This window comes from Tistrella sp. (assembly GCF_002684955.1).
Lineage (GTDB): Bacteria > Pseudomonadota > Alphaproteobacteria > Tistrellales > Tistrellaceae > Tistrella > Tistrella mobilis.
Genome location: NZ_NYWI01000067.1, coordinates 180154 through 192007, shown reverse-complemented (window position 1 = coordinate 192007; position 11854 = coordinate 180154). Strand labels below are relative to the sequence as shown.

At 70.0% G+C, this 11854-nt stretch carries 12 protein-coding genes; 6 read left to right on the top strand and 6 right to left on the bottom strand.

Annotated elements, in window-relative coordinates; all coding sequences use genetic code 11:
• Positions 1 to 677 precede the first annotated feature (677 nt).
• Entirely contained in the window at positions 678 to 1496 is an 819-nt protein-coding gene (locus CMO28_RS21135) for a DUF4394 domain-containing protein (protein ID WP_296716616.1), read from the top strand.
• 226 nt (positions 1497 to 1722) lie between these two features.
• Here the strand turns inward: CMO28_RS21135 and CMO28_RS21130 are convergent, their stop codons facing one another.
• A complete protein-coding gene (locus CMO28_RS21130) occupies positions 1723 to 2391 on the bottom strand; it encodes a glutathione S-transferase family protein (protein WP_296716613.1) in 669 nt (222 codons plus the stop codon).
• A gap of 99 nt (positions 2392 to 2490) precedes the next feature.
• On the opposite strand from CMO28_RS21130, the gene CMO28_RS21125 reads away from it, so the two are divergent.
• Positions 2491 to 3096, top strand: a complete 606-nt coding sequence (locus CMO28_RS21125) for a TetR/AcrR family transcriptional regulator (RefSeq protein ID WP_296716611.1) — start codon at positions 2491 to 2493, stop codon at positions 3094 to 3096.
• On the opposite strand, the gene CMO28_RS21120 is transcribed toward CMO28_RS21125, so the two are convergent.
• A complete protein-coding gene (locus CMO28_RS21120) occupies positions 3084 to 4331 on the bottom strand; it encodes a serine hydrolase domain-containing protein (RefSeq protein WP_296716608.1) in 1248 nt (415 codons plus the stop codon). The two genes, CMO28_RS21125 and CMO28_RS21120, sit on opposite strands and share 13 nt — an antisense overlap.
• Positions 4332 to 4413: 82 nt before the next feature.
• Between CMO28_RS21120 and CMO28_RS21115 the strand changes: the two genes are divergently transcribed.
• On the top strand, positions 4414 to 5031 hold the full coding sequence (locus CMO28_RS21115; protein WP_322111395.1) for a TetR/AcrR family transcriptional regulator: 618 nt from the start codon (positions 4414 to 4416) through the stop codon (positions 5029 to 5031).
• Between the two features lie 12 nt (positions 5032 to 5043).
• On the opposite strand, the gene CMO28_RS21110 is transcribed toward CMO28_RS21115, so the two are convergent.
• Entirely contained in the window at positions 5044 to 5658 is a 615-nt protein-coding gene (locus CMO28_RS21110) for an HD domain-containing protein (RefSeq protein ID WP_296716603.1), read from the bottom strand.
• Positions 5659 to 5925: 267 nt separating this feature from the next.
• On the opposite strand from CMO28_RS21110, the gene CMO28_RS21105 reads away from it, so the two are divergent.
• The 3 genes from CMO28_RS21105 (at position 5926) to CMO28_RS21095 (ending at position 7711) form a co-directional block, all read left to right on the top strand.
• Entirely contained in the window at positions 5926 to 6321 is a 396-nt protein-coding gene (locus tag CMO28_RS21105; RefSeq protein ID WP_296716602.1) for a hypothetical protein, read from the top strand.
• 78 nt (positions 6322 to 6399) lie between these two features.
• Positions 6400 to 6906 (top strand): DUF4864 domain-containing protein, encoded by a 507-nt coding sequence (locus CMO28_RS21100; RefSeq protein WP_296716600.1) that lies wholly within the window; start codon positions 6400 to 6402, stop codon positions 6904 to 6906.
• Between the two features lie 94 nt (positions 6907 to 7000).
• Positions 7001 to 7711 (top strand): class I SAM-dependent methyltransferase, encoded by a 711-nt coding sequence (locus tag CMO28_RS21095; RefSeq protein ID WP_296716597.1) that lies wholly within the window; start codon positions 7001 to 7003, stop codon positions 7709 to 7711.
• A 5-nt stretch (positions 7712 to 7716) separates the two neighbouring features.
• Here CMO28_RS21095 and CMO28_RS21090 read toward each other — a convergent pair whose 3' ends face one another.
• Genes CMO28_RS21090 through CMO28_RS21080 form a run of 3 tightly spaced genes read right to left on the bottom strand, consistent with a single transcriptional unit; the run spans position 7717 to position 11840 of the window.
• On the bottom strand, positions 7717 to 8892 hold the full coding sequence (locus CMO28_RS21090) for an enoyl-CoA hydratase/isomerase family protein (RefSeq protein WP_296716595.1): 1176 nt from the start codon (positions 8890 to 8892) through the stop codon (positions 7717 to 7719).
• Positions 8889 to 10052, bottom strand: a complete 1164-nt coding sequence (locus tag CMO28_RS21085; protein WP_296716592.1) for an acyl-CoA dehydrogenase family protein — start codon at positions 10050 to 10052, stop codon at positions 8889 to 8891. The genes CMO28_RS21090 and CMO28_RS21085 overlap by 4 nt, the downstream gene beginning before the upstream one ends.
• Positions 10053 to 10055: 3 nt before the next feature.
• Positions 10056 to 11840, bottom strand: a complete 1785-nt coding sequence (locus CMO28_RS21080; RefSeq protein ID WP_296716588.1) for a fatty acyl-AMP ligase — start codon at positions 11838 to 11840, stop codon at positions 10056 to 10058.
• Positions 11841 to 11854 lie beyond the last annotated feature (14 nt).

The following is an 11854-nucleotide window of genomic DNA, read 5'->3' as shown; positions in this document are numbered from 1 at the left end:
CGAGGGCCAAACAGACTCCCGCCATTGCGGCGGGGGCCAAGGGCGCGGGAGCGCCCGCCCGGCGAGGGCCAAACAGACTCCCGCCCGGCCAGAGGCTCGATCTCCGCCATACAGGCTCCGCTCCCGCACGCCCCCGTGCGGGAGCAAGCCGCCATTGCGGCGGCGGCCAAGGGCGCGGGAGCGCCCGCCCGGCGAGGGCCAAACAGACTCCTCTCTCCCAAAAAAAAAGGACGCCCGGGCCACCAGGGGCCGGGCGTCCGAGACGACATCCGTCACCGCTCACTCATGGGGGAGAGGAGGGGGACCGATGACGGATGAGCAACGGCGGCGGATCTGCCGGGGAGACGCAGCCTGCGCCGCCGAATTGCCAGTCATCAGGGCGTTCAACAGGGATCGGCTGTTTCCGACAGTGTCCGCCGGGTTTCCTGACCGATCCTTTCGTGAGCACAGGCCTTATGTAGGGGAAAGTTTCCCGTGAGTCAATTGAACGTTTGAAATAATGCATTGCAAAATGTCCAACCCGGGCTAACCGCCCGCAGCCCGGGCAGGCGTGGACGGAAAAATCCGCCACGACCGTGCATCCATCCCGAGCGGTTGCTGCGTTGTTTCCCTGATGGGTGGAGCGGGCCCTGATCGTCCCGCCGACGCCGCCCCCGAACGAGAGGGAGACGCCGACCATGACACGCTTTCAATACCTGAAGACCGGCGCCGCCCGGGCTGCCGCCACGGCCGCTCTGGCCCTGCCGATGCTGGCGATGATGCCGGGCATGACCACGGCTTCTGCCGGTACGCTGGTGGGGCTTGCGGGCGACAGCAGCCTGGTGCAGATCGACCCGACCACCGGCAAGGTGACCGGCATGGCCGAGATTTCAGGCGTGCCCGGCCTGATCGGCATCGATGTCCGCCCGGCAGATGGCCGGCTCTACGGCCTGACGGGCGATGGCCGGATCGTCACCATCGATCCCGACACGGGCGAGGCGACGGTGCGGGCGACCCTGTCGGAGAAGCTGTCGGCCCGCCATGGTGTGACGGTCGATTTCAACCCGGCCGCCGACCGGCTGCGGGTGATGACGCCCGACGGCACCAATCTCAGGGTCAATGTCGACGACGGCAAGGCGGTGGTCGATGGCCGGCTCGCCTATGCCGACATGCACAAGGGCGAGACCCCGAACATCGTGGCCGGCGCCTATACCAATTCGCGCACCGGCCGGAAGGCCGAAGCCACCGCGCTTTACGACATCGACGCCACGATCGGCGCCCTGGTGAAGCAGGCACCGCCGAATGACGGCGTGCTGACCGCGATCGGCCGGCTGGGCGTCACCGTCGACACCCCCATCGCCTTCAACATCGTCTCGACCGAGATGGGCGGCGAGGCCGGCTGGATGGTCAATGGCGGGGTGATCCACAGGCTGGATCTGGCCACGGGCAAGGCCACGGCGCTCCGCCCGGTGACTGGCGCGCCGGCCCCCATCTCCGACATCGCCTGGATGGAGTAGTCTTTGTGGTCCCTCGCCGGGCGGGGTGCTTCCGCACCCCTTGGCCGCCGCCTCAATGGCGGCTTGCTCCCGCACAGTCCCGTGCGGGAGCGGGAGTCTGTGGGGTCCCTCGGCCCAAGCGGGCGCTTCCGCGCCCTTGGCCACCGCCGCAATGGCGGCCTGCTCCCGCACGGGACCGTGCGGGAGCAGGGGCCTTCAGGGGTGACGCCGGGCTTTCGGGCGGGCGTCAGTCGGCATAGGCATAGGCGCCGCCGCGCTCCAGGGCGCGGCGGAAGGCCGGGCGGGCGTGGATGCGTTTCACGAAATCCTGCACGCGTGTGGCGTTGCGCGCGCCTTCGATGCGCTGTGCCGACACTTCGGCCGGGAAGCTCATCATGATGTCGGCGGTGGTGAAGTCGGGCCCGGCGAACCAGGGGCCGCGGGCGAGTTCCGCCTCCCAGAAGGCGAGGTTGGTGTTGAGTCGGGGGTCGACGAAGCCGGCATTGATCGCGCCGGTGATCTTGCGCACCAGCGGCCGGATCAGCGCCGGGGTGCGGTCGGGGGCGCGCATCAGCACCAGCTTCATCACCAGCAGCGGCATCGCCGAGCCTTCGGCATAATGCATCCAATAGCGCCAGCGCAGCCGCTCGGGCGTGCCGGCGGCCGGCACCAGCCGGCCCTCGCCATAGCGCTCCAGGATGTAGTCGACGATGGCACCGGTCTCGGCCACGGTGACGTCGCCGTCGGTGATCACCGGCGACTTGCCCAGCGGATGCACCGCCTTCAGGCTGGGCGGCGCTTCCATGGTTGCCGGGTCGCGCTCATAGCGCCGGATCTCGTAGTCGAGCCCCAGCTCTTCCAGCAGCCAGAGCACGCGCTGCGAGCGCGAATTGTTCAGATGATGCACGACGATCATGATGCCTCGACCCCTTGACCCTGTCTCTTGCCGGCGACTGGACCGGCCGCCCCTCATATGTTTACATTGTAAACATTAAGGCGGGCGAGAGGGACGTCAATGGGGGAGACGGGTGCGGCACGACAATCCCACGGCTATCATCACGGCGATCTGAAGCCGGTGCTGATCGCGGCCGCCCGCCGCCTGGTCGAGGCGGACGGCCATGACCGGCTGTCGCTGCGCGAGGTGGCACGCCAGGCGGGCGTCTCGGCCATGGCGCCCTATCGCCATGTCGAGAACCGCGAGGCGCTGCTCGCCGAGCTTGCTGCCCAGGGCTTTCGCGAGCTGGGGGCGGCGCTGAAAGCCGCGGCCGATCAGGGGGTTGATCCCCGGTCGCGATCATTGGCACAGGCGCAGGCCTATGTCGGCTTCGCCCGCGCAAATCCTGGCCTGTTCCGGTTGATGGTGGGGCCGCTCGATCCGGCCCAGAAACAGCTGATCGCCGCCGATGCCGAAGCCGCCCATGCGATGGGGGCGACCCCCGACATCGATCCCGATCTGGCCCGGGCGCGCTGGGCGCTGGTTCACGGCCTGTCGATGCTGATCATCGACGGCCGGCTTGCCATCGCGCCCGGCGACACCGTGCCGGCCATCGTAGCCCGAACTGTTGCGGCCCTCTGGCCCGAGGGAGGGGTTGGCCAGAGCGGGGCCGGTCAGTCGGCATAGATCGCATCGCGCAGGGCATCCGGGAAGGCCCCGGTCATGCCGGCGAGGGCGGTGTTGGTCATCGCCACGACGGTCAGCTTCCGGACCGGATCGACGAACCAGGAATGGCCATAGGCACCACCCCAGGCCCATGTGCCCGGGCTTTGCGGGCTGCCGGCCAGGGCCGGATCGGTCAGCACCGCGGCGCCGAGCCCGAAGGCCCAGCCGGGGCCGGTGACGTCCAGCGGCAGGTTGCCGGTGGCCGGGCGGGCGAAAGCTGCCGCCATCCCGGGGCTCAACACCCCGCCGCCGCCGGTACGGATCGCTTCCAGCAGCGCCAGGACATCGGCGGCGGTCCCCGCCATGCCGGCACCACCCGATGGCCAGGCATCGGGATCGAGGATCCGGCCCGGCGCGTAATGCACGGCGCTGCCGCCGAAGGGCACCGCTTCGGCCGCCGCCATCCGCCGTGGCACGCCGCCCTGTGGGGCGTCGACATAGGGCACCGCCAGCCGCGTGGTGTCGGCGACGGTGAAGCCGGTGTCTTCAAGGCCGAGCGGTTCGGTCACCTTCTCGCGGACCACATCGGGCAGGGTGCGACCGGTTGCAGCCTCGATCAGCCCGCCGGTCACGTCAATCGCCAGCGAGTAATGCCAGGCCGCGCCCGGGCGGCTGCGCAGCGGCACCAGGGCCAGCCGGCGCAGGTTTTCGGCCAGGGTCAGGCCGGGGCGATCATCAAGACCGTCGGAAATGCCCGCCCGGGCATAGGGGCCGTCGGCCGGCTGGAAGAAACCGTAATCGAGCCCGGCGGTGTGGCTGAGCAGCTGGCGCAGCGTGATCACCGGCCGGTCGCCATCGCTGGTCGCCGGCCGAAAGCCGGGCAGATGGCGGGTGATCGGCGCGTCGGGATCCAGAACCCCGTCATCGACCAGGGCCAGCGCCGCCGCCGCCACGAAGGGCTTGCTGACCGAGGCGAAGCGGAAGATCGCATCCTCGCGCATCGGCAGGCCCGCCTCGCGGTCCAGATGGCCGGCGGCGCGGCGATGAACCAGCCGACCGTCCTCGGCGACCAGGATCACCGCACCGGCAATCCGGCCTTCGGCGATCGCCGTGTCGACCACCCGGTCGATCCGGGCGCCCAAGGTCTTCTCTCCCGTGGTCTTGTCACCCGTGGTCTTGTCGTCGGCCGCGGCCGGCGTCAGGGCGAGGGGGAGCGTGACCGCCGCAAGGGATGCGGCGACGGACAGGCTGCGCATGGCGCTTCTCCATTTAAGTAGCAGTCGCTATATTAATGAGCAGATGCCTGTCCCGGCGCAACAGAAATATATATCGATCGCTATGAAAAACCCGTCATCCCCATCGCCGACCCCGCGTCAGGGCCGTGGCCGCCCGCGGAGCTTCGACCGAGACGCGGCCCTGGCCAAGGCCATGCGCCTGTTCTGGGAACGGGGGTACGAGGGCACCTCGGTCGCCGACCTGACCCAGGCGATGGGCATCACCCCGCCCAGCCTCTACGCCGCTTTCGGTTCGAAAGAAGAGCTGTATCGCGAGGTGATGGCTGCCTATCGTGCGGGGCCGGGGCTGTTCACGATCCGCGCGCTGGACGAGGAGCCCGATGCCCGGGCGGCGATCCGGCGGCTGCTGCGCGAAACCGCCATCGCCTTCACCGATCCCTGGCAACCCGCCGGCTGTCTGATCTCCACCGCCCTGATCACCTGCGCGCCCGAGCATGACGCGGTGGCGGCGGAGACCGCACGGCTGCGCCGCGATACCATTGCGGCCATCGCCGCCTGCATCCGCCGCGGCATCGCTGCCGGGCGCTGGCCTGCGGGAACCGATGCCGGGGCGCTCGCCCGGCTTTACGGCGCCGTCATCCAGGGCATGTCGATCCAGGCCCGCGACGGCGCCGGGCGCGAGGAGCTGCTGGCCATGGTCGATCAGGTCATGTCCGATTGAGGCGGTGGCGGATCACCCCTCCGAGCCGGTGCGCCGGGGTGGCGGGGACGCCTCCGCCATCCGTGCGCGGGTGTCGGCATCGACCAGGCGGCGCAGCCGGGCCAGCAACGGATGGCCCTCGGCATAGCGTCGGCCGTAATCCAGGTTGAAGCCGTGATCGAAATCGGGGGCGGTGGCACCCTGATTGTGCTGAATGATGGTTTCCATCTTGTCGAGCGCCTTGACCAGCCGGGCCTCCGGCGTGGCAGCCGCCTCGTAATCATCCCAGAGCGCCAGGAATTCGGCGCGGCGTGCGGCATCCAGCGGTTCCAGCAGGGTGATCAGATCTGCGCGTTCCTGCGCCGCCTTGTCCGGTCCGCCGGTCTGCCGGATCGCCGGCACATCGCCGCCGATCGCCTCGCCCAGATCGTGGATCAGGCAGAGCTTCAGCACGCGCAGCAGGTCGACCGGTTCGCCATCCCGGCCCAGATCCGGGCCCAGCACCATCGCCATCAGTGCCAGACGCCAGCTGTGTTCAGCCGTGCTCTCGTGACGGCCGGAGGCGGTGTAGGAATTGCGCAGGACGTCCTTCAGCTTTTCAGTCTGACGGATAAAGTCGAGGCAGCCATGAAGCTCGGCATCGGTCATGTTTTCCTGTCCGTTCCGAAGGTGGCCGCAAGAGCTGCGGCCTCGGGTGGGACGACTATATATGGGGAGCGTTTCCGGTTTCGTCGCGGGTCATGATGCGGCCACATCGATGAAAGCCTCATGACAAAGCCTCATGACAAGGGGGCATAACGTCATCGTGATCATTACCTCCGGCATAATCGCCGGCGGGGGATCGCCGGTGTCTGATAGGGGCAGGACGGCGGGCAAGGGGCCCCGTCCGGCACTGCTCCCTGAAGGAGACCCGTCATGACCGTCAACCCGACCCTGCTGCGCCGCGTGCTCTGGTTCGATGCCCTGAGCGGGCTTGGCATGGCTGCCCTGTTCCTGATCGCCGGCGGCCTGGTCGCCGAACTGACCGGCCTGCCGCGCGGGCTGCTGGCCGCTACCGGTATCGCCCTGGTCGTGATCGCGGGCGGCATTCTGCTGATTGCGACGCGCGATCCGCTGCCTCGCAAGGCGGTGCGCACGCTCGCCATCCTGAACCTGCTCTGGGTCGTCGACAGCATTGCCCTTCTGGTTCTGGGCTGGGTGGAGCCGACGGGCCCCGGCTATGCGCTGGTCATCGGCCAGGCGGTGGTGGTGGCGGTGCTGGCCGAGCTTCAGCTCCTGGGCCTTCGCCAGCCGCGCCTTGCAACCGCCTGATCACCCTGGATCTTCCCCCGCGGCACCCCATGTCATGAACATGGGGTGTGCGCGCGGCGACAGGGGGGAGGCCCGGAGATGTCCCGTCAGCAAGGCTTGCCGGCCATCGGCCGGGGATGGATCAAGATCGCGGCATCGCTGCTGATCGGCACGGCGTTGGTGGTGGTGGCGGCCGATCACCCGCGGGCGGATCATCCGGCCCGGACCGCGGTTCCCGTGGCCGTGGCGGCCGATGCGGCCGAGCGGTCGGCGGTGATCGCGGCCATCGACCGTCAGCTTGCGGCGCTGGCCCGCGACGATGCCGCCGCGGCCTTCGCCATGGCGGCACCCGCCATCCAGGCCCGGTTCGGCACGCCCGATCGCTTTCTGCGCATGGTGCACCATGCCTATCCGGCCGTGATCCGGCCCGTGCGGGTCGATTATGGCCCGGCCTGGCGCCTTGCCGACGGCCGCTTCGTGCAGCGGGCCATGCTGCAGACCCGCAAAGGCGGGGTGGTGATGGCGGTCTACACGCTGCAGATGGTCGACGGTCAGCACCGCATCACCGGCTGTTTCCTGTTCGACACCCCGGCCGAGGCGGTCTGATCCGACCGCCGCTGCCGCGCGATCCCCGGCGTTGACCTTCATTCTGATTCGTATCATCGTAAGTTACGAATTAGGAGCCGGAGGACAGCATCTCATGTCGGACACCCCTGCCGATGGCGGCACGGCCGATCTCGTCAGCCATTTCTGCAACCCCCAGGCGGTGGCCGCCTATGCCGACGGCCCGCGGCGCTTCGTGCCGGGGCTGGAGGCGCTGCACCGCATGACCTGGCTGCTGCTGGCCGAACGGGTGCCGGCCGATGCCCGGATCCTGGTTCTGGGCGCCGGGGGCGGGCTGGAGCTGAAGGTCATGGCCGAGGCGCAGCCCGGCTGGCGCTTCACCGGCGTGGATCCATCATCCGAAATGCTGGGGCTGGCCCGCCGCACGCTGGGGAATCTGGCCGCGCGGGTGGATCTGGTCCAGGGCTATATCGACGATGCGCCCGAGGGGCCCTTCGATGCCGCGACCTGCCTGCTGACCCTGCATTTTCTGGACGCGGCCGAACGCCGGCGGACGGTGGCCGGGATCCACCGCCGCCTGGTGCCCGGCGCGCCGTTCGTCGCCGCCCATTCCAGCTTTCCGCAAGGGGCGGCGGAACGCGATCTCTGGCTGTCGCGCTATGCCGCCTATGCGGTGTCGATGGGCGCGGATGTCGAACAGACCAACGGTGCCCGCGAAGCGGTGCGCCGCAGCCTGATGACCTTCGACCCCGCCACCGACACCGCGATCCTGGAGGAGGGCGGCTTCCGCGACGTCAGCCCGTTCTTCGCCGCCTTCACCTGGCGGGGCTGGGTCGCGACCGCCTGAGGCGCTCAGCCGCGCGCCTTCCGCCCGGTCCAGTGCCGTTCCAGATTGGCGACCAGCGCCGGGCTCAGATGGCAGACCGCCACCTCGCGGGTATAGGTCGCAAGATAGGCGCGAAACAGGTCCAGCGGTTCCTGGGCCACCCGGAAGGCGCGGCGGTTGCCGGCGATCGAGACCACGCCGCCATCGACCAGATCGGCCGCCACCTCGTCGATCGCCGTCTCCAGCCCGTCGGGTTCGGCCACGCGGTCGATCAGCAGCCGGGCTTCGGGCTCGTCCACGCGGATGGTGCGGCCGTTCATGATGATCTGGCGGGCCAGCCGGTCGCCCATGATCCGCGGCAGGCGCAGATTGGTGCAGCCCGGCACCAGCCCTTCCTTGCGGGCGGGCACGTTGAACCAGCTGCCGGCCTCTGCCACCACCGCGTCGCAGACCAGCAGCGCCTGGGTGGCGGCGCCGATCGCGAAGCCGTCGATCACCCCGATCCAGGCCTTCTCGCGCGTCTCGGCCAGTTCGTCGGGCAGGCGGTCGGGGGCCGCCAGGCCGCGGAAGACCTTGGCGACCCAGCCCATTTCGCGCTCGATATACATCACATAGGGCACGCGGCCCTCGTAGAGATCGGTGAGGTTCAGTCCGGCCCCCGCCAGCCGGCGCCCGGCATAGCGGGGATGGTCGACCACGCCGCCGCGCAGGATGCAGGCGGTGCTCTCTTCGTCCAGCAGGGCGGCATCGACCGCATGTTCCAGCGCGTCGATGGTGGGCACGTCCTCGGCATTCAGCCGGCCGGCATTGCGGTTCTCCACCACCAGCAGCCGGCCGTACCGTTCCACCCGGACCAGCCCCAGATCCAGCACGTCGTCCCGGGCGAGCCGCGCGGCATTGGCGGCGGCCTCGGGGCGGGGCAGCTGCATCGCATGGCAAAGATGCAGGCCGCGGGCGCGGTCGGCGAAGATCGCCTGCAGGAACAGCGCCTGGGCCATCTCCACCCCGGTCTTGGCCGAAAGCGGCCGGGCGGCTTCTGCTGCAAGGGTCTGCGCATCGGGCAGCAGCTCGGGGGCGGCTTCCGCCCCCGCGGTCAGCAACTCCCCCACGCGCAGGAACCGGCTGCCATTGCCGGTCAGGTGGTCGTAGAGCGCGCGGGCGTCGATGGCGCGCCGCGCGTCGAGCGGCCGGGTATCGGTCATTGCGGGGACCCCTTCAGTGTCGCCAGGCCGCGGGCGACGATTTCCTTCATCACCTCGTTGGAGCCGGCATAGATCCGCTGGGCGCGGGCATCGACATACATCTGTGCCAGCGGGTGTTCGGCCATGTAGCCCGCCCCGCCGAAGACCTGCAGGCAGGCATCGACCACCCGGCCCTGCATCTCGGTGGTCCAGAGCTTGGCCATGGCCGCGGTTTCGGCGTCCAGCCGGCCCTCGATGATGCGGGCGATGCAGTCGTCGACCAGCACCCGGCCGGTATGGGCTTCGGTGCGGGCATCGGCCAGGGCGAAGCGCAGCGCCTGATGGTCGATCAGCGGCCGGCCGAAGGTCTCGCGGGTCATGGCATGGTCGACGGCGAGTGCCAGCGCGCGCTCGGCAAAAGTCACCGCCTGCACCGCGATGATCAGGCGTTCATAGGCCAGCTGTGACATCAGCTGGCCGAACCCCAGACCGTCGGCCGCCCCCAGCCGGTTGGTGGCCGGCACGATCATGTCGTCGAAAAAGAGTTCCGAGGTGTCCTGGCCGCACTGGCCCATCTTGGCCAGCCGCCGGCCGCGGCGGAAGCCGGGCAGGTCGTCGGTTTCCAGCACCAGCAGGGTGACGCCTTTCGCGCCCGCCGCCGGGTCCACGGTCGCCACCAGCAGGATCAGATCGGCCGAGGCGCCGTTGGAGATGAAGGTCTTGGAGCCCGAGACCAGATAATGGTCCCCCTGCGGCCGGGCGGTGGTGCGCACCGCCTTCAGATCCGATCCGTTGCCGGGCTCGGTCATGGCGATGGCGCCGATCCGCCGCCCGGCGGCAAGGTCCGGCAGCCAGCGGCGCTGCTGTTCGGGCGTGCCATAGGCGCGGATATAGCCCGCGCAGCATTCATGCACGCCCTTGCAGAAGGATGTGTCGCCGATCCGCGCCAGCTCTTCGTAAACGATCGCCTCGGTTGCGAAACTGCCGCCGCCGCCGCCCAGATCCGGGTCGTGTTCGGTCAGCAGCAGGCCCATCGCACCCGCCGCCGTCCAGGCCTGGCGGTCGACGATGCCCTGCGCGCGCCAGGCGTCGAGCCGGGGCACGAATTCCGTGGCCAGAAAGCCACGCACGGCGTGGCGGAAGATGCGCAGCTCCTCTTGCGCCGACCAGGCGGGCTCCATCCGTCACGCCTCCGCGGCTTCGGGCTGGCGGGCGGGTTCGCGCGCGGCGCTGTCCCAGAGCGGATCGAGCAGGCCCGCCAGCAGCCGGGCGCGCATCTCGCGCCGCCGGATCTTGCCCGACGAGGTTCTGAGGATGGTGTTGGGCCTCAGGATCACCAGCCGGTCCAGGCGCAGTTCCAGGGCCGCCGCCACCGCTTCGACCGCATCGGCGAAGATTTCGGGCCCGTTCAGGCGGCGCATGCGCTCGCGCTCGGCCTCGATCATCGCCACCACCGTCTCGCCATCCGGTCCATCTACCGACACCGCAGCCGCGGCCCCGGCGGCGAGATCGGGGCAGGCGGCGGTGATCGCGGTCTCGACATCCTGCGGGTAGTGATTGCGGCCGCGGATGATGATCAGTTCCTTGATCCGGCCGGTGACGTAAAGCTCGCCGTCGATCCGGCAGCCCAGATCGCCGGTGCGCAGCCAGCGGCGGTCGTCGCCGGGCAGGCGGGCGCCGAAGACCTCGTCGGTCAGCTCAGGGCGCTGCCAGTAGCCGCGGGCCAGGCTGGTGCCGGTGACCAGGATTTCCCCGATCCGGCCGTCGGGCAGGGTGCGGCCGGTTTCGGGGTCGGCGATCGCGACCGCCAGCCCCTGGCCCGGCCGGCCGCACCCCACCAGCCGGCGGGGCGGGGTGATGGCGCCCGCGACCGGCGGCACCACCCGGCCCAGATCGAGCGCGCTGCCGTCCACGTCGATGACCGGCGGCGCGATGCCCTGGCTGCCGCCCGAGATCATCAGCGTCGTCTCGGCCATGCCATAGCAGGGATAAAAGGCGTCGGCACGGAAGCCGTAGGGGGCGAAGGTGGCGGCGAAGCGCTCCAGCGTCTCGGCCCGGACCGGCTCGGCGCCGTTATAGGCGACGCTCCATGACGACAGGTCCAGCCCCTCGCAGAGATCGGGGCGGAAGCGGCGCACGCACAGGTCGTAGCCGAAATCGGGGCTGCCGGCGGTGGTGGCCTTCCAGTCGGAAATCGCCCTGAGCCAGCGCATCGGCTTCTGCAGGAAGGCGGCGGGCGCCATCAGCACCGACGGAATGCCCAGCCAGAGCGGCTGAAGCAGGTTCCCGACCAGCCCCATGTCGTGATAGAGCGGCAGCCAGCCGGCGAAAACCGTTTCGGGCCCATGGCCCATGGCGCGGCGGATCAGCCGCTGATTGGCCGCAAGCGCGCCGTGGCTGACCATCACCCCCTTGGGATCACCGGTCGAGCCCGAGGTGTATTGCAGGAAGGCGAGATCGTCGGGCCCGACGGCGGGTGCACGCGGCAGCAGGTCTTCGGGCAGGGGCGCCATCTCGTCGGTCGCCAGGATCCGGGCGGCGGCGATGGCGCCGGCCCCCTCGGCGCCGGCCTCGGCAAAGCGGGGTTCCAACTGGGCGCGCTGGTCCCCGGCGATCAGGATCACCCGGGCGCCACAGCCCGAGACGATGGCCCCCAGCCGGTCGAGCGACTGGTTGCGGCGCGGCGGATAGGCCGGCACCGCAACCAGACCCGCAACCAGACAGCCGAAAAAGGCTTCGATGAACCCCATGCCCGGCTGATGCAGCAGCAGGGCCCGGTCTCCCGGTTCCGCCACCGCCAGCAGGCCGCGGGCGATCGCCCGGGCGCGGGCACCGAGCCCGGCATAGTCGATCCGGGCCTGTTCGCGCTCGCCATCGGCCAGGAAGACATAGGCCAGCGCGTCGCCGCGGTCGCGGGCCAGGTCTTCAAGGCGGTGGACCAGGGTGGTGGCGGTGGTATCGGCGGTCATCGACGCCCCCTTCG